Genomic DNA, 21,256 nt, shown 5'->3' on the forward strand with positions numbered 1-21,256 from the left:
CGGCCGGCAGCTGGCGCTTCGTCGGCACCATGCGCACGATGGCGGAATCGACTTGCGGCGGCGGATCGAATGCCGTCGGCGGCACGACGAACAGCATGGCCATGTCGTAGCGCCACTGCAGCATCACGGACAGGCGGCCGTAGGCTTTCGTGCCCGGCTCCGCCACCATGCGCTCGACGACTTCCTTCTGCAGCATGAAGTGCTGGTCCTCGACGAGGTGGGCGAAATCGGCCAGGTGGAACAGCAGCGGGCTGGAGATGTTGTACGGCAGGTTGCCCACCACGCGCAGCTTCTTCCCTTCCGGGACGGGGATGCTGCCGAAATCGAATTTCAGCGCGTCGCCCGAGTGAATGGTCAGCCGCTCGCGCGGATACGCTTTTTCCAGGCGCGCGACGAGGTCGCGGTCCAGTTCGACCACGTGCATGTGGTCGAGCTCCTTGAGCAGCAGCGCCGTCATCGCGGCCAGGCCCGGGCCGATTTCGACCATGGTGTCGCCGCGGCGGGGGTTGATGCCTTCGATGATGTCGTGAAGGACGTGGTCGTCGGTCAGGAAGTTCTGGCCGAAGCGCTTGCGGGCTACGTGTTTCATGGTCTTATGCGGGTTGTTGCTGTTGCGCGCGCACCATCGAAAGGGCGACGCGGATCGCCTCTTCCATGCTACCGCAATCGGCCTCGCCGAGGCCTTTGGCGGCCAGGTCGAGCGCCGTGCCGTGGTCGACGGACGTGCGGATCAGCGGCAGGCCGAGGGTGATGTTGACGCCGCGGCCGAACGTCGCGTACTTGAGCACGGGCAGGCCCTGGTCGTGGTACATGGCCAGTACCGCGTCGGCGTCCCGCAGGTACTTCGGCTGGAACAGCGTGTCGGCCGGATACGGGCCGCGCGCGTCGATGCCGCGCGTGCGGGCGTCTTCCAGCACGGGCGTGATCACGGCTATCTCTTCGCGGCCCAGATAGCCGTTTTCGCCCGCGTGCGGGTTCAGGCCCGTCACGAGGATGCGCGGCGTCGCGATGCCGAACTTGCGCACGAGGTCCGCGTGCAGGATATCCAGCACCTGCGTGAGGGTGTCACGCGTGAGCGCCGCCGGCACGTCTTTCAAAGGGAGGTGCGTCGTGGCCAGCGCCACGCGCAGGTAAGGCTGATCGCCTCCGGGCGAGCCCGCGAGCATCATGACGACCCTGGGCGTCGCCGTCTTCTCGGCCAGGTATTCCGTGTGGCCGGAAAACGCGACGCCCGCGTCGTTGATGGTGCTTTTCTGCAGCGGCGCCGTGACGATGGCGTCCCACCAGCCGGCCTGCGTACCCTCGATCGCGAGATCGAGCGTGGCCAGCACGGCGCGGCCATTGGCGGCGTCCAGCTTGCCCGGGACGACGTGCGCGTCGAGCGGCACGTCGACGACGGGGATGATGTCCGGGCCGAAGTGCGGCAGGCCGCTGTGGCGCAGCGCCAGCGTGGAGATCGCGGACAGGCGGATGCCTGGGTCGATCAGGCTCGCCGTGAGGGACAGGAAGGCGGCATCGCCCACGAGCACGCAGCGCGCGTCGGCGCGCAGCGCCCACGCGGCCCGGATCGAAATCTCCGGACCGATGCCGGCCGGCTCGCCGACCGTGATCGCCAGCGTGGGACGTGGACTCGAGGCCAATTACTTGTCCTCGCGGAACTCGACGTACGCGCGGTCGCGGACCTGGCGGCTCCAGTCTTCCAGCGCTTCCTGGCGCTTGCGGTCGGTGAGGACCTGGCGCGCGGCCGCGCGTTCCTTCTCCTTCGACACGTCTTCCGACTTGCGCTCGACGACCTGGATCAGGTGCAGGCCGAACGGGGTCTTGACGACGCCAGACACCTCGCCCGTCTTCAGGGCGTTCATCGGGTTCTCGAATTCCGGCAGCGCGTCGCCCGGGAACAGCCAGCCCAGGTCGCCGCCCTTCGAGGCCGAACCGTCGTTCGAGTACTGGCGCGCCATGTCTTCGAAGGTCGCCTGCTTGCTGTCGATCTTCTGCTTGATCTCGGTGAGCTTCTTGCGGGCGTCGTCCTCGCTCTGCGTCGGCGTGATCTTCAGCAGGATGTGGCGCGCGTGCGTCTGCTGCACGACGGCCTGGTCGGCCTTCTGCGCATCCGCCAGCTTGCGCTGGTCGACGAGCTTGATGATGTGGAAGCCGACGTTGGTGCGGATCACCGGCGTCACCTGGCCCGGCTTCAGCTTGTGCAGCTCGCTCGCGAAGATCGGAGGCAGGCGGTCCGGGTCGCGCCAGCCGACGGAGCCGCCTTTCAGCGCGTCCGGCGAATCGGAATACGTCGCGGCCATCTTGGCGAAGTCGGCGCCCGTGCGCAGCTGGCGCGCCACTTCGTCGGCGCGCGCCTTGCGGGCGGCGATCTGTTCGGGCGACGCGTTTTCCGGGATGCGCACGAGGATCTGCGAGATGTCCATCTCCACGCGGTCGGCGGCGGCGGCCTTCTCGGCGGCCATGTACGTGTCGATCTCGGCGTCGGTGACCTGGATCTTGCTGTCGACTTCGTGCTCGATCAGGCGCTGCATCATGATCTCGTTGCGGATCTGCTCGCGGAACTGGGAGAACGGCAGGCCGTCCTTCTCCATCGCGTTGCGCATGTCCTGCACGGTCATCTTCTGGTTTTCGGCGATGCGGCCGATGGCGCGGTCGAGCGTCGTGTCGTCGACGCGCACGCCCATTTCCTTGGCCAGCTGCAGCTGGGCGCGCTCGGTGATCATGGCTTCGACGACCTGGCGGCGCAGGTCTTCCTCGGCCGGCATCTGGGCGCCCTGCGCCTTCAGGCGCTGCGCGATCTCGGCCATGCGCTGGTCGACTTCGCGCTTGGTGATGACTTCGTCGTTGACGATCACGTACACGGAATCGATGACGTGGGCGTTGCTGGACGCCGGCGGCAGGAAGCCGGAGCCCGGCTTGGTGGAAGGGGCCGCAGCCGGAGCTGCAGGCTTGGCCTGGGCCAGGACATCGCCCGTGGCGAGGGCGCACAGCAGCACCGCCGCGAGCTTGAGCTGGTGCGGGCGGAGCGGAGACAGACGGGTAGTACGCATATTCAGGAAAGCACTCATTTCAGGTATCTAGTTGTCCATGGCCCGGTCAGGGGCGGCCGACGTTGGTGTTCAGCCGGGTGTAGCCGGGAATGCTCTTGTTGAAAGTCTCCAGCGGGTTACCGAAGCCCAGGTGCGACAGGCCGTTCAGCTCGAGCTGGAAGAAGCTCGTCGTCGAGACGTTCTGCGCGGCGGTCACGAAGCGCTGTGCGCCCATGCGGAACACCCAGCAATCCGCCTTGTACTCGAGCCCGACGAGGCTCTCGAGCAGCTTGCGGTCGCGCACCGAGTAGCTGACCCGGGTCACACCATACCACCGCTGCGACAGCGGCCACTGGCCCGAGACGTCGGCGTTGCGGAAGCCGTTGGCGATGCCGAAGGTGTCGCGCTGGTAGCGGTATTCGAGGTTCAACACCTTCATCGGGGCCGGCTGCCACTGCACCCCGACATTCGAGCTGTACAGGCTGCGCGCCTGTGCATCGTATTGTACGCCGCTGTCGAAGGTCCACGACTCCGAAATGCGGCCCGACGCCGCGACCAGCGCGTCCGAGCGGGTCTGGTTGCTTTGCTCGTTCGAGTTCAGGCGCACGCGCGGATCGGTGAAGTAATAGCGGCTGCCGACCGCGAGGCGCAGGCGTTCGGCGCCGTTGGACTCGATGAAGCGCGACACGATCGCCGCCGTCAGCTGGTTCGCATCCGACACCTTGTCGGCACCGACGAAGCGGTTTTCCGTGAACAGCTGGGCGTAGTTGAAACCGGCGACGCCCGTGTCGAAGTTCGGGATGTCGTCCTGGTTCTTGTACGGCGTGCGCACGTAGAACAAGCGCGGCTCCAGCGTCTGCGTGCCGTCCGGCCCGAACAACGACGTCTTGCGCTCGAATACGAGGCCGCTGTCCAGCGAGAACGTGGGCAGCACGCGCGAGATCTTGTCGTCCGCGCCGACTGCGTTGTGCGTCAGGTTGTACTGCGTCGCGTGCAGCATCAGCTTGGGCGTGACGAACCAGCCCGGATGCACCCACGGATAGCTCACCTGCGCGACCATGTTGGCGCGGTCGCCCTGCACCTGCTTGTCGTCCGGGTGCGTGAAGCGCGTCGCCTCCGCGTCCACCGCCCAGTCGAAACCGCCCAGCACGTCGTAGCGGCCGGCGTGGAAGTTAATCGTCGGCAGGCGGTTGTACGGCGTGGCCACGGTCAGGTCCGGATTCGCGACGGCACCCGGGTCCTGCAGCACCTGGTAGCTCTGCACGCGCGCCGTCAGGTTCCAGTACTGGCCGTAGTAGTCCGTGCGCAGTTCGCGCAGCAGCTGGCGCTCGGCGCTGGCCGCCACGGTGCGCGAGAAGTCGGACGGGTATTCGTTGTCGGACGCCGCGTGCGCGTTCCAGCCGAACGTCCAGTTGGAGTCCAGGTACTGGTTGTGCAGCGTGTCGACCCACCAGCGATTGCGGTGCGCCAGCCGGTCGTTCGCGAGGTATTCGACGTGCGTCTCGCCGTGGTACGGACCGCGGTCGGTCTCGCCCATGTAGCGCCCCGTCGCGCCCAGTTGCAGGCCGCGCGCGAAGATGTAGCGCGGGAACAGCGTCAGGTCGCGGTTGGGCGCGATGTTGACGTAATACGGCACCATCAGCTCGGCCGAACCCTTGGAGCCGACGCCGATCGTCGGCGGCAGCCAGCCGGAGCGGCGCGCGCCCGACAGCGAGAACGACAGCGCGGGCGTGCCGATGATGGGCACGTCCTTGAAATAGATGATCGTCTTGCCGGCCGTGCCGACGTCGCGGCCCTGGTCCAGGCGCAGCGTGCTGGATTTAAGATACCAGTCCGGATCGGGGCCTTCGCACGTGCTGTACGTGCCGTCGACGACGACGGCCTGGTCCTCGCCCAGGAAGTTGATGCGCTGCGCCTTGCCCTGCGCATTGTTCATCACCAGACGATATTCGGGATGCAGCACCCAGCCTTTACCAGTTTCCAGGTTCAGCTGCAGGGCGTCGCCCTTGTAGCGGTCGCCGAAGCGCCACATCGTGATGTGGCCCTCGGCCGTGACCTCGTCCTCGACGCGGCGGTAGCACGCCGTGTCCGCCGTGACGCCGGTGGCGCCGCGCGTGATCTCGACGTTGCGCTCCATGTTCAGGATGCGGTCCGGGCGGCCGCTGAACGACTCGGCGCGCATCGTGATCGGCAGGTCCTGCTCGTCGGTGCGGGGGGCAGCCGGTGTCGCCGTTTGCGCATACAGCGGTCCCGCGGCCACGGCCACGAGGGCGGACACAGCGGCGGCAGTTCGCCGCCGCGGGAATGGTAGGGCCGTCATCCAGCTCATGAAAGATCGCGTTGCACCATGGAGGGCGATTGTTTGGATTGAATCCCTTATTATAGGGGAATTCGTGCGGCACGGTCGCGTTAGTCGGCCCAACGGTAATACTTTGGAAGCGCGACGGTGGACCATAACCCTTTGATTTTCAAAGAGAAATGATTTTTACCGATAGATACAATTTTAACAATGGGATCTTTCCCACCTTAGCCCCGGATGGTCCGATGCGGGTGCAAATGACGTATCATTACACCCGAACCGCCCTGCCCGCGCATGGGCAAACTTACCAACCAGTCACGAACCCGTTCACCGGGACGCTTCATGTCTTCTTCGCCTCAACACGCTCCCTCCGCCTCCGACAAGGATGCCCGCCTCGCCCAGCTGACCGAATGGCTCGTCCCGCTGGACCTGGTCGACGTCGCCAGCCTGCGCCCCGCGGCGGCCGACGCGAGTTTCCGCCGCTACTTCCGCCTCGATGTTGTGCCGGCGCTACGCGACAAGCTGGGTGATACGCTCATCGCCATGGACGCCCCGCCGGAGCGCGAAAACGTGCCCGCGTTCATCCACGTCGACGGCCTGCTGCGCGACGCCGGCGTCACCGTGCCCGCCATCGTGGCCCGCAACGTGGAAACCGGCTTCCTGCTGCTGTCCGACCTCGGCACGACGACCTATTTGCAGCGCCTGGACGTCGACAACGCGCCGTTCATGTATTCGGACGCCATCGACGCCCTGATCAAGTTCCAGATGACGAGCCAGGCCGGCGTGCTGCCGGAATTCGACCGCGCGTTCGTCCTGCGCGAGCTGAACCTGTTCCCCGAGTGGTTCATCGAACGCCACCTGGGCGCCAGGCTGAACGACATCCAGCGCGCCCAGCTGGATAAAGTGTTCGAGGCGATCACGGCGAACGTGCTGGCGCAACAGCAGGTCTACATGCACCGCGATTTCCATTCGCGCAACCTGATGTTCCTCGACCAGGGCAACCCGGGCGTGCTGGATTTCCAGGACGCCGTCTATGGCCCCGTCACCTACGACCTGGCCTCGCTGCTGCGCGACGCCTACATCCAGTGGGACGAGGAATTCGTGCTGGACTGGGTCGTGCGTTACTGGCAAAGCGCGAAGCAGGTCGGCCTGCCCGTCAATCCGGACATCGACGCGTTCTACCGCGACTTCGAATACATGGCCCTGCAGCGCCACCTGAAAATCCTCGGCATCTTCTGCCGCCTGAACTACCGCGACGGCAAATCCCACTACCTGGGCGACCTGCCCACGGTAATCGATTACGTGCGCAAGACCGCCAACCGCTACACCGAACTCAAGCCGCTCCTGCGCCTGCTCGACGCGCTCGAGGACAAGGCGCCGCAGGTCGGCTACACCTTCTGAAGACAAGCCGATGAAAGCCATGATCTTCGCCGCGGGCCGCGGCGAGCGGATGCGTCCGCTGACCGACACCTGCCCCAAGCCCCTGCTCAAGGTGCGGGGCCGTCCCCTCATCACCTGGCACGTGCTGAACCTCGTGCGCGCCGGCATCAAGGACATCGTCATCAACCATTCCCACCTCGGCCACATGATCGAGGAAGAGCTGGGTGACGGCAGCCGCTACGGCGCGCGCATCGTCTACTCGCACGAGCCGACGCCGCTGGAAACGGCCGGCGGCATCGCCAACGCCCTGCACCTGCTCGGCGACGAACCGTTCCTGGCCGTCTCCGGCGACATCTACGCGCCCTACTTCGACTTCGAGCAAGTCCTGGACGTGCTGAAGGACCACGACGCCGTCGGCCAGCTCATTCCGACCGAGAAGCGCGACATCGCCTGGCTGTACCTGACGCCGAACCCGTGGCACAACCCGGACGGCGACTTCGGCCTCACGATGTACACCTTGTCCAACGACGGCAACCCGAAGTGGAATTTCGCCGGCATCGGCGTCTATCGCCCTGAAATGTTTGACGGGATCAAGGCGGGCGAGTTCCTGAAATTCGGCCCGCTGATGCGCAAGTTCATTGATCAGGGTCGCGTGGGCGGCGAGATCTACGATGGCCAATGGGTCAACGTGGGCACCGTGCGCCAGCTGGAAGAACTCAACGCGCCACCGGGCTCCGTTTCAAAGGCGGGCGCCTGATGGACGATGCGGCACAGTACGGGAAACGGCGCGCGCGCCTGGCCGCGCAGATGCAGCCCGGCAGCGTGGCCGTGCTGCCCACCGCGCCGGAAGTCCTGCGCAACGGCGACAGCGACTATCCCTACCGCCACGACAGTTCGTTCTACTACCTGACCGGCTTCGCGGAGCCGGAAAGCGTGCTGGTACTCGTCGCCGCGCACGGCGACAAGCCGGCCCGCGCCATCCTGTTCTGCCGCGAGAAGAACGTCGAACGCGAGATCTGGGACGGCTACCGCCACGGCCCGGAAGCGGCGCGCACGGCGTTCGGTTTCGACGACGCCTATCCCATCGGCGAACTCGATACGCACATGGCGCGCATCCTCGCCAACGCGCCCGCGCTGTACTACGCGGTGGCGTCGAACGCGGCGCTCGATGCGCAGGTGACCGGCTGGATCAAGGCCGTGCGCGCGCAAGGCCGCACCGGCACGACGGCGCCCGACACGGTCGTCAACCTGCTGCCGCTGCTGGACGAAATGCGGTTGATCAAGGACGCCGACGAACAGGCGCTGATGCTGCGCGCCGGCGAGATCTCGGGCGGCGCGCACGCACGCGCGATGCGCGCGGCGCAGCCCGGCATGTTCGAATACGAACTGGAAGCGGAACTGCTGTACGCCTTCCGCAAGCACGGCGCCCAGTTCCCGGCCTACACGCCCATCGTGGCATCCGGTCCGAACGCCTGCATCCTGCATTACAACGTCAATGACCGGCAGATGCAGGACGGCGATCTCGTGCTGATCGACGCCGGCTGCGAGCTGGATGGCTACGCATCCGACATCACCCGCACGTTCCCGGTGAATGGACGCTTCACGGACGCCCAGAGGACACTCTACGAGCTCGTACTGGCGGCGCAGGACGCGGCGTTCAAGGCCATCGCGCCGGGCCGGCCGTACAGCGCCTTCCACGAAGCGGCGCTGCGCGTGCTCGTGCAGGGCATGCTGGACCTGGGCCTCATCGACAAGACGAAATACGCCACCGTCGACGACGCCATTGCCGACAAGGCCCACGTCCCGTTCTACATGCACGGCACGGGCCACTGGCTCGGCATGGACGTGCACGACGTGGGCGCCTACCGTGACGTGACGCAGGCCGACAAGCCCTCGCGGCCGCTGCAGGAAGGCATGGTCGTGACGGTGGAACCGGGCATCTACGTGCGCCCGGCCGACGGCGTGCCGGAACGCTTCTGGCACATCGGCATCCGCATCGAGGACGACGTCGTCGTGACCAGGGACGGCTACCGTTTGCTGACGGCGTCCGCGCCGAAGTCGGTTGCCGAGATCGAAGCGATCGTGGGGACCACGCATGGCTGAAGACACTCTGTCCGTCGATGTCGCGATCTGCGGCGCCGGCCCGGTCGGCCTCGCGCTGGCCGCATTGATGGCGCGCCGCGGGGTCGAACCGAAGCGCATCGCGCTCGTCGATGCGAAGGCGCTGGGCCAGGCGATCTCCGATCCGCGCTCGATCGCGCTGTCGTGGGGCAGCCGCCAGCTGCTCGTCGACGTGGGCGCGTGGGCCAACGTGCAGCCGCACGCGACGCCGATCCACCAGATCCACGTGTCGCGCCGCGGCCACCTGGGCCGCAGCCTGATGGACCGCGCCGAACACGATGTCGACGCGCTGGGCTATGTGGCGCGCTACGGCGACGTCGTCGACGCGCTGGTGCGCGCCTGCGACCGCGCGGGCGTGCAGACCTTGCGCCCCGTGCGCGTGACGGCGCTCGTCGAAGACCGCGACGGCGTCGTGCTCGACCTGGACGATGGCCGCAAACTCCATGCGAAGGTGGCCGTGCAGGCCGAAGGCGGCGTGTTCGGCGAACAGGCGGAACGCACCCGGCGGCGCGACTACGTGCAAACCGCGGTCATCGCGCGCGTGTCGTGCAGCCAGGGCATACCGCACCGCGCCTTCGAACGCTTCACGGACGAAGGCCCGCTCGCGCTGCTGCCGCAGGACGGCCCCGATGGCCACCAATATGCGCTCGTGTGGTGCGTGCGGCCGGAACGCGCGCAGCAGTTGCTGGACCTGGGCGAGCCTGAATTCCTGCGCCAGCTGGGCGACGCGTTCGGCGAACGTCTCGGCACCTTTACGCGCGCATCGGAACGGGCGGCGTTTCCGCTCGGGCTGAATGCGGATCCGCGCTTCTCGGCGCGCACGGTCGCGATCGGCAACGCGGCGCAAACGCTGCATCCGGTCGCGGGCCAGGGACTGAATCTCGGCCTGCGCGATGCGGCCGTGCTCGCGCGCTTATTGGCTCGATCCTTGGCGCACGGGATCGAGCAGGGCGGAGGCATCGCGGACGCGTTGTTCCGCTTCGCCGAGGAACGTGCGCGCGACCGCGGCGCCATCATCCGCACGACGGATGCGATGGCGCGCGTGTTCGCGGATACGGGGCCGCTGCAGCCGCTGTTCGGGCTCGCGCTTGCGGCGCTGGACACAATGAAACCGGCGCGGATGCTGCTGGCCGAACTGATGATGTTCGGCCGCAGGTAATCACTCGACCGCCTTCACCATCGATTCAATGACCTTCTTCGCATCGCCGAACACCATCATCGTGTTCGGCTGATAGAAGAGATCGTTGTCCAGCCCCGCATACCCGGACGCCATCGACCGCTTGTTGACGATGATGCTCTTGGCCTTGTAGGCCTCGAGAATCGGCATCCCCGCGATCGGCGATTTCGGATCCTTCGCGGCCGGGTTTACAACGTCGTTCGCACCCAGCACGAGCACCACGTCCGTCTGGCCGAATTCGCCGTTGATGTCTTCCATCTCCGCGACCTGGTCGTACGGGACTTCCGCTTCCGCCAGCAGCACGTTCATGTGGCCCGGCATGCGGCCCGCCACCGGGTGGATCGCGTAGCGCACCTGCACGCCGTGTTCCGTCAGCTTGTCGACCAGCTCCTTCACCGTGTGCTGGGCGCGCGCCACGGCGAGACCGTAGCCCGGCACGATGATGACGGATTCCGCGTTCTGCAGGATGAACGCCGCGTCTTCCGGCGAGCCCGATTTGACGGGGCGCTGTTCCTTCGCGCCGCCGGTATCTGCCGCTACCGCCTCGCCGCCGAAGCCGCCCAGGATCACGTTGAAGAACGAGCGGTTCATCGCCTTGCACATGATGTACGACAGGATCGCACCCGACGAGCCCACCAGCGAGCCCGCGATGATCAGCATCGAGTTGTTGAGCGAGAAGCCGATGCCGGCCGCCGCCCAGCCGGAGTACGAGTTCAGCATCGACACGACGACGGGCATGTCCGCGCCGCCGATCGGGATGATGATCAGCACGCCCAGGATGAACGACAGCACGGCCATCACGATGTATGGCGTCCATGCCGGTGCCGCGCCGTCCGAAAAGCAGAACGCGAGGCCCAGGCCGACGATGGCGAGGGCGACGACCAGGTTGATCATGTGCTGGCCCGGGTAGCGCACGGGCGCGCCCTGGAACAGCCGGAATTTGTATTTGCCGGCCAGCTTGCCGAACGCGATCACGGAACCGGAGAACGTGACGGCGCCGACGAACGTGCCGATGAAGAGTTCCAACCGGTTGCCGAACGGGAGCCCTTCGCCGCGCGCGGCGATGTTGAAAGCCCACGGCTCCGACACGGCCGCGATGGCGATGCACACCGCGGCGAGCCCGATCAGCGAGTGCATCGCGGCGACCAGCTCCGGCATCTTGGTCATCTCGACGCGCTTCGCTGCCACGGCACCGATCGCCCCGCCGACCACGACGCCGAGCAGCACGAGGCCGAAGCCCATGCCGCCCGTCTGCATCTGCTCCTTCAGCTTGAACATCAGGGCGATGGTCGTGATGACGGCGATGCCCATGCCCGTCATGCCGAACGCGTTGCCCATGCGCGCGGTCGACGGCGAGGACAAACCCTTCAAGGCCTGGATGAAGCACACGGACGCCACGAGGTACAAGAGCGTCACGACGTTCATGCTGATCATGTTCATGCGGCCTCCTTGGCATGGACGGCGCCGGCGGCATCCTTCGCGGCAGGCAGCCCCTTCGCTTTCGGTTCCTTCTTCTTGAACATCTCCAGCATGCGCTGGGTCACGAGGAAGCCGCCGAACACGTTCACGGCGGCCAGCGCGACGGCGATGGTGCCGGCAACTTGCCCCGTCAGGCCTTCCGTCAGGCCGGCCGCCAGCATGGCGCCGACGATGATGATGGCCGATACGGCGTTCGTCACCGCCATCAGCGGCGTGTGCAGCGCGGGCGTGACGGTCCACACCACGTGGTAGCCGACGTAGATCGCCAGCACGAAGATGATCAGGTTGATGATGGTATGGCTGATTTCCATGGCGTCCCCTCCCCTTCTATTTGCGTAACACGTCGCCATCGATGGCGACCAGCACCGCGCGCACGATCTCGTCCTCGCGGTCGATGACGAGTTTCCCGTCCTTGTCGATCACGAGCTTCAGGAAGTCCAGCACGTTGCGCGCGTACAGGGCCGACGCGTCGGCCGCGACCAGCGCCGGCAGGTTCGGCTCGCCGATGATCGTCACGCCATGCTTGACGACCGTCTTGCCGAGTTCCGTCAGCGGGCAGTTGCCGCCCTGTTCGATGGCCATGTCGACGATCACGGAGCCCGGTTTCATCGCGCGCACCGTCTCTTCCGCGATGAGCACGGGCGCCTTGCGGCCCGGGATCAGCGCGGTCGTGATGACGATGTCCGCCAGCTTCGCGCGCTCGTGCACGAGTTCCGCCTGGCGGCGCATCCAGTCGGCCGGCATCGGGCGCGCATAGCCGCCGACACCTTTCGCGATCTCGCGTTCCTCGTCCGTGAGGAACGGCACGTCGATGAACTTGGCGCCCAGCGATTCCACCTGTTCCTTCACGGGCGGACGCACGTCGGAGGCCTCGATGACGGCGCCCAGGCGCTTGGCGGTCGCGATGGCCTGCAAGCCGGCGACGCCCACGCCCATGATCAGCACGCGCGCCGCTTTCACGGTGCCGGCGGCAGTCATGAGCATCGGCATGAAGCGCTGGTACGCGTTGGCGGCCATCATCACCGCCTTGTAGCCGGCGATATTGGCCTGCGACGACAGCACGTCCATCGACTGGGCGCGCGTGATCCGGGGCGCCGCTTCGAGCGCGAACGACGTGATGCGCTGCTGGGCCAGCGCGGCCAGGTTGTCGGTATCGAACGGATTGAGCATGCCGACGAGGGCGGCGCCCGGCGTCATCAGCGCACGCTCTTCCGCGTTCGGACTACGTACTTTCAGGACGAGGTCGGCCCCGAGCGCTTCCGCCGCGGTCCCGATGCGGGCGCCGGCGGCGGCATAGGCATCATCGATCGCGGCAGCATGAAGGCCGGCGCCCGACTGCACGATGACTTCGTGCTGGGCGGCCAGCTTCTTGACGGTTTCGGGAGTTGCTGCGACACGCGTTTCGCCCGGCCTCGATTCGGCCGGCACACCAATTCTCATGATGCCTCCGTGTAGTTAATTAACTGTCTACAATCTAGCATGTAATACACCCGATCAATACAGATAGTGGTTTTTCAGAAACAGATAAGCGATTTTCATAGCTCATACCATTGCAACCTAGACAAATCTCGCCTCGTTTTGTCTTATATCAATAAGTTTCCTTGACTCGAACTGTTGCGGCGCAGCGTGCGCCCGAGCAACGCACGTTCCATCAAGGTAGAATGTCGGCTCACTACAAGGACGCGCATGACCCATACCTTCAGACCGTCAGTCACCGTCGCCGCGATCATCGAGCGCGATGGCCGCTTTCTGTTGATCGAAGAAGAAACCAGCGACGGCATCCGCCTGAACCAGCCCGCCGGCCACCTCGACCCCCACGAATCGCTTGAACAGGCGGTGATCCGCGAGGCGATGGAAGAGACGGCGCACGAGTTCATCCCGGAAGCCCTCGTCGGCATGTATCTGTCGCGTTACCACTCGAAATCGCGCGGGCACGACGTGACGTATTTGCGCTTCACGTTCTGCGGCAAGGCCGGCAGGCAGTACGACCAGGCTCTGGACCACGGCATCCTGCGCACGCTGTGGCTCACGCGCGACGAACTGGCCGCGTGCCAGGAGCGCCACCGCAGCCCCATCGTGCTGCGCTGCGTGGACGATTACCTGGCGGGCAAGCGCACCCCGCTGGACCTGCTGTACACGGACCACTCGGTGTATAACAGCGGGCTAACCATCAAACCGGACGTAACCTGAAGCTATGCACAAAAAGAAAGTCGTGATCGGGATGTCGGGCGGCGTCGACTCCTCGGTCGCGGCCTGGATGTTGAAGGAACAGGGCTATGAAGTCGTCGGCCTGTTCATGAAGAACTGGGAAGACGACGACGATTCCGAATACTGTTCCACGCGCCAGGACTGGATCGACGCGGCCAGCGTGGCCGACGTCGTCGGCGTGGACATCGAGGCGGTCAACTTCGCCGCCGAATACAAGGACCGCGTGTTCGCGGAATTCCTGCGCGAGTACCAGGCCGGCCGCACGCCGAACCCGGACGTGCTGTGCAACGCCGAGATCAAGTTCAAGGCCTTCCTCGACCACGCGATGAAGCTGGGCGCCGATTTGATCGCGACCGGGCACTATGCGCGCGTGCGCCAGAACGTCTCGACCGGCAAGTTCGAGCTGTTGAAAGCGCTCGATTCGACCAAGGACCAGAGCTACTTCCTGCACCGCCTGAACCAGGCGCAGTTGTCGAAATCGCTGTTCCCGCTGGGCGAGATCGCCAAGACGGAAGTGCGCAAGATCGCGGAAAAGCTGAACCTGCCGAACGCGGCGAAAAAGGATTCGACCGGCATCTGCTTCATCGGCGAGCGCCCGTTCCGCGAATTCCTCGGGCGCTACCTGCAGCACAGGCCGGGCCCGATGAAACTCGATAACGGCCAGACCGTGGGCGAGCACGTGGGCCTGTCGTTCTACACGCTGGGCCAGCGCAAGGGCATCGGCATCGGCGGCCTGAAGTCGCACAAGAATGCGGACGGCACGAGCGAGCCGTGGTTCGTGGCGCGCAAGGACATCGCCACCAACACGCTGTACATCGTGCAGGGCCACGACCACCCGTGGCTGCTGTCGGAGCGTCTCGGCGCGGGCCAGGCCAGCTGGATCGCGGGCGCACCTCCGGAGCCCCGTCCACTGTCGGCCAAGACGCGCTACCGCCAGGCCGACGTGCCGTGCACGGTGACGCCGGAAGGCCTCGATCGCTTCACGCTCGACTTCACCGACCCGCAATGGGCCGTGACGCCGGGCCAGTCGGCCGTGCTGTACGACGGCGACGTCTGCCTGGGCGGCGGCATCATCGATACGGCGAGCGCCGTCTGATTGTTGCGTCCATCCCGCAGTTGCGGCATTTTTGTGCGCGATTGTCATTTGCCCATCGTATCTGACACAAAAATGTCGTAATCTCTCGTTATATTGCCACATGGAAATTAGCGAGGGATATCATGGCTGAAGACATCAACAACGCGACCGAAGTGCTGTCGTTCCGCCTGGGCGGCGAGGAATACGCCATCAGCATCCTGAAGGTCCAGGAAATCCGCGGCTACGACGCCGTCACGCGCATCGCCAACGCGCCCGAGTACCTGAAGGGCGTCGTCAACCTGCGCGGCAGCATCGTGCCGATCGTCGACATGCGCATCAAGTTCAACGTGGGCGCGCCGACCTATGACGCGTTCACCGTCGTGATCGTCCTGAACATCAACAAGCACACGATCGGCATGGTGGTGGACAGCGTCTCGGACGTCGTCACGCTGACGCCGGACCAGATCAAGCCGGCCCCGGACCTGGGCGCCACCGTGTCGGGCGAATACCTGCGCGGGCTGGGCACCGTCGACGAGCGCATGCTCATCCTGCTCGATATCGACAAGCTGCTCGGGTCGGAAGAGATGGGGTTGCTGGCGGCGGCGAAGGACGCGGCGTAAAACCTGCACGCAACTTCAAAACCGTCATCCCCGCGCAGGCGGGGATCCAATCCCTGCATGCGTTTCGATACGCGCAAAACCTGGGCCCCCGCCTCCGCGGGGGCGACGTCCCTGCATGCGTTTCGATACGCGCAAAACCTGGCCCCTCGCTCCGCGGGGGTGACGTTCAGGCGGTAGCGAGTTCCGCCTTGCCGCGTTTTTCCACCCACTGCACGAACGCCTGCGGCGCCAGGGGCCGCGCATACAGATAGCCCTGCGCTTCGTCGCAATCCACCTCCTTCAGCACATCCACGACATCCGCCGTCTCCACGCCTTCCGCCACCACGCGGTGCCCCAGGTCGTGCGACAGCTTGATCATCGCCGCCACCAGTGAGCGCTTGCGCTCGTCCCGTTCGATACCGCGCACGAACGACTGGTCGATCTTGACCACCTGCGCCGGCAGGCTTTGCAGATAGGCCAGGCTGCTGTAGCCCGTGCCGAAATCGTCGATCGCGAGCCGCACGCCGGCCGCATCCAGCGCCTGCAGGGTGGCCTCGGCCAGCCGCGGGTTCTTCATCAGCGCACTCTCCGTGATCTCCAGCGCGAGGCTCGATGCCGGCAGGCCGTGGCGGCGCAGGCCGTCGACGATGCGCTCGCAGAAGTCCGGCTCCAGCAGGTTCACGACCGACACGTTGACGGCCACCTGCAGTTCGATACCCGCTTCCCACCACGCCGCCAGCTGGCGCAGCGCCGTCTCCACGACCCAGCGCGTGGTCGCGCGCACCATCGACGTCTGCTCGACGATGGGAATGAACTCGGCCGGCGACACGTCGCCGAACGTCGGATGCGTCCAGCGCAGCAGCGCTTCCGCGCCGATGCACGCGCCGCTGTCCAGGTCGACCTTGGGCTGGTACACGAGCCGCAGCTGGCCGCTGTTCTCGAGCGCCGCGCCGAATTCGTTGATGAGCCAGAAGCGGCGCCGGTACACGGCGTCCTGCTCCCGCGAGAACACGGACACGCCGCGGTCCATCTCGAACGCGTGGTGCGCCGCCGAGTGCAGGTTGCGCAGCAGGTCCGCGCACGCGGTGGGGCCGATCTGGAACGGCACGACGCCCACCGTCGCCGTCGTCACGAAGCGCGACGTCACCGATTGCGCGCGCTGGCGCAGCCAGTCTTCCAGGTCCGCGCAGAACCCATCCAGCTCGGTGCCGGCCGGCGCGACAAAGGCGAATTCCGTCGCGCCGATGTGGTACACGGTACCCGTTTTGCCGATCGTCGAGTCCAGCATGCGCACGGCCTCGCCGACGATCTCGTCCTGGTAGGACGCCCCCATCGCGCGCATCGCGTTGCCCAGCTGCTCCGGGCTCGCCAGGTTCACGAGCGCGGCGAGGCGGTGTTCGCCACGCGGGCTGTCCATGTTGAGGTCCTTGAAATCGTCGAGGAACTGCGTGCGGTTCGGCAGGCCGCTGACGGCGTCGACGCGGCCCAGCGCATGCTGCAGCTCGATCTGTTCCATCACCATCGCCGCGAGGTCGGTCAGCGCCACGCGCTCGGCGTCCGTGATCGTGCGCGGGCTCGGGCCCAGCACGCACATCGCGCCCAGGCACCAGCCGTCGTGCGTGACGAGCGGCGCGCCCGCGTAGAAACGCACGCCCGACGCGGCCAGCACGCTGTCGTGATAGCACGCTTCCAGCTGCAGGTCCTCGATGACCAGCAGCGCGCGCTCGTCGGCCACCTGCCCGCACGGCGCCTTCATGCGCGGGATCGAGTCGCGCTCGACGCCCACGCGCGACTTGAACCACTGGCGGTTGCTGTCCGTCAGCGACACGGCCGCGATGGGCAGCCCGAACAACTGGGCGGCCATGCGGGTGATGCGGTCGAAGGCCTCGCTCGGGGGCGTGTCGAGCAGGTTCAGCTTGCGCAACACATCGAGACGGGCGGCTTCGCCACGCGGGCGGAGGTGGGTCAGGGGCATGGTTGCCTTCAGTGATTTGACGGATTTGACTAATTCATTGGATTCTGATCGGCAAATTTCCTGTGGTCAATAAATAATTCGGTCATATAATCAAATACTTGCCGAATACGCGGGAAAGCAACAAATCAAATCCGTCAATTTTTTGGATGAGTGACACACATGCAAGGAGAATGCCGTGCGCTTCTACGCCGGCGTGCCGCTGGCCGATGCGGGCGGCCACGCCCTCGGCACGCTGTGCGAGCTGGACCGCGAGCCGCGGCGCCGAACCTGAAGGTCAAGGCCCGCGGTGCTTCTTGACGATGGAGATGACGGTATTGCGGATCGTGCGCAGCACCGTGTCGGCCTTGAACGGCTTGACGATGAAGCCGTGCACGCCGGCCGCGACCGCGGCCTGGATGGCGGGTGCGTCGAGCGAGCCCGAGACCATGAAGATCAGCGTCTTGGGCAGTTGCGCGCGCAGCTGGTCGACGGCTTCCCGGCCATCCTCGAACTGTTCGCGCGCGATGCAGAAGATGTGCGGCTGGTGCCTGAGCGCGAGCGCGAACCCGGCCGCCGCCGTATGGGCCTGGCCGGCCACGTCGTAGCCGCCGTCCGTCAGCACCGTGTTGAGGAGGCCGCGCGCCACCGCGCTGCCGTCGACGATGATCGCCTTGAGCATCGATTTCCTTTCTTCAGTCTGACTCGTAGGCCAGCATGTTCCACGTGACGCCCAGCCGCACGTCGGTCTTCAGTTGTACCAGCTTGCGCGACACCTCGAGGATCTCGCGCTCCGCGCGCAGGCGTTCGCCCAGCGGCGTCTTGAGGATGCCGGCGCCGGCCATGACAGCGTCCAGGTCGCCGTACGCATTCAGCAGCCGCGCCGCCGTCTTCATGCCGATCTTCGACACGCCCGGCACGCCGTCGGTCGGGTCGCCCATCAGCGCCAGCAGGTCGTGCAGGCGCTCGGGCGCGACGCCGAACTTGTTGCGCACCCAGGCGTCGTCGTGCCACTCGCCCTTGAAATGATCCCACACGAGCGCGCCGTGCGCGATCAGCGGGTGCAGGTCCTTGTCGGTGGTGGCGACGACGGCGTCGCCGCGCCCTTCCGCCAGCCAGCGCATCACGCCCGTGCCGATCACGTCGTCGGCCTCGACCTCGGGCAGCATCAGTACGTGCAGCCCGACGCTGCGCAGGCGGTCGTGGAATGCCGGCAGCGCCTCGCGCAGCACGCCCGGCATGGGCGCCCGACCTTCCCGGTAGCGCGGATACAGCGCGTGCCGCCATGTGGCGCCGCCGTAGTCGAACGCGGCCAGCACGTGCGTGGGCGCATGCGCTTCCAGCAGGTTGCGGAACGACGAGAACGCGTGGCGCAGGGCGATGCTCGCCTTGAGGTCGGAGTCCGGCTCGGGACTCGCCTCGTACACGCGCCGCACGATGTTCAGGCCGTCGATGGCCAGCAGCTTCGCCATGTATCTCTTACTTTACAAAGTCGTATTGCCCGCCGCGTTCGAGCGCGCGCTTGTAGGCCGGGCGCGCGTGGATCTTGTCGAGGAAGGCGACGAGGTTCGGATATTGTGCATCCAATCCTCCGCGCGCGGCTGCGGCTTCCAGCGGAAAGCTGATCTGGATGTCGGCGGCGGAAAACTCGTCGCCCGCGAACCACGTGCGCGTGCTTAATTCTCCCTCCAGGTACGCCAGGTGCTGGCGGATCTGCGGCAGCACGTAGCTGCTCTTGACCTTGTTCGCGATGGCCTTGGCGATCGGGCGCACGAAGAACGGCGCCGGGCTCTTCTCCACTTGGTCGAACACGAGTTTCAACAGCAGCGGCGGCATCGCCGAGCCTTCCGCGTAGTGCAGGAAGTACGTGTAGCGCAGCCGCTCGGGCGTGCCGGGCTTCGGTGCCAATGCGGGGGCGTAGCGGTCGACGAGGTATTCGACGATCGCGCCCGATTCGGCCACGATCGTGTCGCCGTCCTGGATCACGGGCGACTTGCCGAGCGGGTGCACGGCGCGCAGTTCGGGCGGCGCCAGCATCGTCTTCGGATCGCGCTGGTATTTCCTGATCTCGTAGTCCAGGCCCAGTTCTTCCAGCAGCCACAGGATGCGCTGGGAGCGCGAGTTGTTCAGGTGATGGACGACGATCATCAGCGTGTACCGGGATGGGAAAGGCGGTAGCTTAGCATTCTTGCGTGCGGACAAGAAGCAAACCGACAACATACTCAAGGGAAGATAGCCCATATATCGCTGGAAAGATCAGCTCCCTGACCATTTACAAGACTATAAAAGAACGTTGTAGAGATGCCGCGTCAAGGCATGAAATTTGACGAAGTTCACGAATTACGGGCTTCATCCAACGCTTCCCTGATTACACTCCATGTGACTTTCCACAAATCAATTCACGCTCATGAACTTTCGTCAACTCGGCATCCGCAGCAAGCTCATGCTCAGCATGGGCGTGTGCCTGCTCGTCTTCATCGCCATTTCCTCCACCTTGTCCATTTCGATGACGAGCGCGCAGATGCGCGAGCGCGTCGTCGACAATGAATTGCCGGCCCAGGTCAGCGCCATCCGCAACGACATCCAGCGCCAGATCGCGGAGCCCGCCGCGATCTCGCAGACGCTGGCGAACAACACCTTCCTGCAGGCGTGGGAAGACGCCGGCAATCCGGACGACGGCCTCGCCGCGTGGACCGCGCAGTCCAAGCGCCTGCAGGACGCCAACCATGCGGCCACCGTGTTATGGGTGTCGGACACGACGTCGAAATACTTCACCGAAAAGGGCCTCGACCGCATGATCGACAAGAAGTCGGACAAGGATGCGTGGTTCAAGAAATTCCTCGACAGCGGCGTGTCCTATTCGCTCAACCTGGACAAGGATGGCACCACGGGCGTCTACATGCTGTTCATCGACGCGCGCGTGCAGACGCCGGGCGGCAAGCTGGCGGTCGCCGGCCTGGGCCTCTCTGCCGAAGCGCTGGCGAACAGCATCCGCAACTACCGCCTCGGCAAATCCGGCTACGTCTACCTGGTGAGCACCGACGGCACGCTGCTGGTCCACCGCGACCGCAGCCTGCTCGACGGTCGCCACACCCTCGACAAGCAGGCCGGCTTCACGCCCGAACTCGTACGTTCGCTGCTGGGCAAGCAGGCCTTTGCCTCCGCGCGCTACGACGCGCCGGCGGGCCGCCAGTTCGTCGCCTCGTCGTATGTGCCGGAGCTGAACCTGTACGTCGTGGCCGAGGTGCCGGAGGCCGAAGTGCTCGGCAACATCGGACAGACGGCCGCGGTGTCCGCCATCGTTGCGGCGCTCGTCGGCGGTGCCGTCGGTCTCGCCGCGATCTGGTTCGTCGCGGGCGCCATCTCGGCGCCGGTGATGGGCGCGGCCGGCATGCTGGGCGAGATCGCCGACGGTGAAGGTGACCTGAGCCGCCGTCTGCAGGCCGACGGCGAGGACGAAGTCGGCAAGCTGGCGCAGGCGTTCAACCGCTTCGTCGGCTCGCTGAGCGGCACGATCGGCAAGGTGCGCGACAGCAGCCATGTGATCGCCGACGCGACCGAGGAAATCGCACGCGGCAACCTGGACCTGTCGGCGCGCACGGAAGCGCAGGCGTCGAGCATCGAAGAGACGGCGGCCGCGATGGAAGAATTGACGACCACCGTGCGCCACAACGCCGAGCATGCGATGGAAGCGAACCGCCTCGTGTCCGAGACGGCGCAGTCGGCCGAGAAAGGCGGCGCCGTCGTGGCGGAAGTCGTGCGCACGATGGGCGCCATCACGCAAAGCTCGCGCAAGATTTCCGAGATCATCGGCGTCATCGACGGCATCGCCTTCCAGACCAATATCCTCGCGCTGAACGCAGCCGTGGAAGCCGCGCGCGCGGGCGAACAGGGCCGCGGCTTCGCCGTCGTCGCGGGCGAGGTGCGCACCCTGGCGC

General features: G+C 65.9%; 19 protein-coding genes. 8 read left to right on the top strand and 11 right to left on the bottom strand.

Annotated features, from left to right (window positions below):
- From rsmA to ACEN88_RS06410, 4 genes are all read right to left on the bottom strand, one after another.
- A partial coding sequence (gene rsmA / locus ACEN88_RS06395; RefSeq protein ID WP_413338023.1) for a 16S rRNA (adenine(1518)-N(6)/adenine(1519)-N(6))-dimethyltransferase RsmA occupies positions 1-589 on the bottom strand: 589 nt, incomplete at its 3' end.
- Positions 590-593: 4 nt separating this feature from the next.
- Positions 594-1,640, bottom strand: coding sequence for a 4-hydroxythreonine-4-phosphate dehydrogenase PdxA (gene pdxA / locus ACEN88_RS06400; protein WP_413338025.1), 1,047 nt, complete (start codon positions 1,638-1,640; stop codon positions 594-596).
- Positions 1,641-3,050: a peptidylprolyl isomerase gene (locus ACEN88_RS06405; RefSeq protein WP_413338027.1), complete on the bottom strand. Its 1,410-nt coding sequence runs from the start codon at positions 3,048-3,050 to the stop codon at positions 1,641-1,643.
- A 46-nt stretch (positions 3,051-3,096) separates the two neighbouring features.
- A complete protein-coding gene (locus ACEN88_RS06410) occupies positions 3,097-5,358 on the bottom strand; it encodes an LPS-assembly protein LptD (protein ID WP_413338029.1) in 2,262 nt (753 codons plus the stop codon).
- 312 nt (positions 5,359-5,670) lie between these two features.
- Between ACEN88_RS06410 and ACEN88_RS06415 the strand changes: the two genes are divergently transcribed.
- Genes ACEN88_RS06415 through ACEN88_RS06430 form a run of 4 tightly spaced genes read left to right on the top strand, consistent with a single transcriptional unit; the run spans position 5,671 to position 9,988 of the window.
- Positions 5,671-6,729, top strand: coding sequence for an aminoglycoside phosphotransferase family protein (locus ACEN88_RS06415; RefSeq protein ID WP_413338031.1), 1,059 nt, complete (start codon positions 5,671-5,673; stop codon positions 6,727-6,729).
- 10 nt (positions 6,730-6,739) lie between these two features.
- Complete coding sequence (gene murU, locus ACEN88_RS06420) at positions 6,740-7,465, top strand: N-acetylmuramate alpha-1-phosphate uridylyltransferase MurU (protein ID WP_413338032.1); 726 nt, start codon at positions 6,740-6,742, stop codon at positions 7,463-7,465.
- Complete coding sequence (gene pepP / locus ACEN88_RS06425; protein WP_413338034.1) at positions 7,465-8,811, top strand: Xaa-Pro aminopeptidase; 1,347 nt, start codon at positions 7,465-7,467, stop codon at positions 8,809-8,811. The genes murU and pepP overlap by 1 nt, the downstream gene beginning before the upstream one ends.
- On the top strand, positions 8,804-9,988 hold the full coding sequence (locus ACEN88_RS06430; RefSeq protein WP_413338036.1) for an FAD-dependent monooxygenase: 1,185 nt from the start codon (positions 8,804-8,806) through the stop codon (positions 9,986-9,988). Before pepP ends, ACEN88_RS06430 begins: the two co-directional genes overlap by 8 nt.
- Here ACEN88_RS06430 and ACEN88_RS06435 read toward each other — a convergent pair whose 3' ends face one another.
- Genes ACEN88_RS06435 through ACEN88_RS06445 form a run of 3 tightly spaced genes read right to left on the bottom strand, consistent with a single transcriptional unit; the run spans position 9,989 to position 12,925 of the window.
- Positions 9,989-11,446: an NAD(P)(+) transhydrogenase (Re/Si-specific) subunit beta gene (locus ACEN88_RS06435; protein ID WP_413338038.1), complete on the bottom strand. Its 1,458-nt coding sequence runs from the start codon at positions 11,444-11,446 to the stop codon at positions 9,989-9,991.
- Entirely contained in the window at positions 11,443-11,796 is a 354-nt protein-coding gene (locus ACEN88_RS06440; protein WP_413338040.1) for an NAD(P) transhydrogenase subunit alpha, read from the bottom strand. Before ACEN88_RS06440 ends, ACEN88_RS06435 begins: the two co-directional genes overlap by 4 nt.
- A 16-nt stretch (positions 11,797-11,812) precedes the next feature.
- A complete protein-coding gene (locus tag ACEN88_RS06445) occupies positions 11,813-12,925 on the bottom strand; it encodes a Re/Si-specific NAD(P)(+) transhydrogenase subunit alpha (RefSeq protein WP_413338041.1) in 1,113 nt (370 codons plus the stop codon).
- 246 nt (positions 12,926-13,171) lie between these two features.
- On the opposite strand from ACEN88_RS06445, the gene ACEN88_RS06450 reads away from it, so the two are divergent.
- The 3 genes from ACEN88_RS06450 (at position 13,172) to ACEN88_RS06460 (ending at position 15,388) form a co-directional block, all read left to right on the top strand.
- On the top strand, positions 13,172-13,675 hold the full coding sequence (locus tag ACEN88_RS06450; RefSeq protein ID WP_413338043.1) for an NUDIX hydrolase: 504 nt from the start codon (positions 13,172-13,174) through the stop codon (positions 13,673-13,675).
- A gap of 4 nt (positions 13,676-13,679) precedes the next feature.
- A complete protein-coding gene (gene mnmA / locus ACEN88_RS06455; RefSeq protein ID WP_413338045.1) occupies positions 13,680-14,789 on the top strand; it encodes a tRNA 2-thiouridine(34) synthase MnmA in 1,110 nt (369 codons plus the stop codon).
- Between the two features lie 122 nt (positions 14,790-14,911).
- Positions 14,912-15,388 carry a chemotaxis protein CheW gene (locus ACEN88_RS06460; protein WP_413338047.1) on the top strand — a complete coding sequence of 159 codons (477 nt, stop codon included), beginning with the start codon at positions 14,912-14,914 and terminating at the stop codon, positions 15,386-15,388.
- A 166-nt stretch (positions 15,389-15,554) separates the two neighbouring features.
- Here ACEN88_RS06460 and ACEN88_RS06465 read toward each other — a convergent pair whose 3' ends face one another.
- The 4 genes from ACEN88_RS06465 to ACEN88_RS06480 form a co-directional block, all read right to left on the bottom strand.
- Positions 15,555-17,342: a putative bifunctional diguanylate cyclase/phosphodiesterase gene (locus ACEN88_RS06465; protein ID WP_413338049.1), complete on the bottom strand. Its 1,788-nt coding sequence runs from the start codon at positions 17,340-17,342 to the stop codon at positions 15,555-15,557.
- A gap of 274 nt (positions 17,343-17,616) precedes the next feature.
- The gene (locus ACEN88_RS06470; RefSeq protein ID WP_056123907.1) at positions 17,617-18,000 is read right to left on the bottom strand and encodes a response regulator; all 384 of its coding nucleotides are present in this window, start codon (positions 17,998-18,000) and stop codon (positions 17,617-17,619) included.
- A 13-nt stretch (positions 18,001-18,013) separates the two neighbouring features.
- Positions 18,014-18,790, bottom strand: coding sequence for a 5'-3' exonuclease (locus tag ACEN88_RS06475; RefSeq protein WP_413338051.1), 777 nt, complete (start codon positions 18,788-18,790; stop codon positions 18,014-18,016).
- A gap of 7 nt (positions 18,791-18,797) precedes the next feature.
- Positions 18,798-19,466, bottom strand: a complete 669-nt coding sequence (locus ACEN88_RS06480; RefSeq protein ID WP_413338053.1) for a glutathione S-transferase — start codon at positions 19,464-19,466, stop codon at positions 18,798-18,800.
- A gap of 259 nt (positions 19,467-19,725) precedes the next feature.
- Between ACEN88_RS06480 and ACEN88_RS06485 the strand changes: the two genes are divergently transcribed.
- Positions 19,726-21,256: methyl-accepting chemotaxis protein (locus ACEN88_RS06485; protein WP_413338055.1), on the top strand; the 1,531-nt coding region annotated here is incomplete at its 3' end.

Source organism: Massilia sp. CT11-108, from assembly GCF_047302915.1.
In the GTDB taxonomy this organism is placed as follows: Bacteria; Pseudomonadota; Gammaproteobacteria; order Burkholderiales; family Burkholderiaceae_D; genus Telluria; species Telluria orientalis.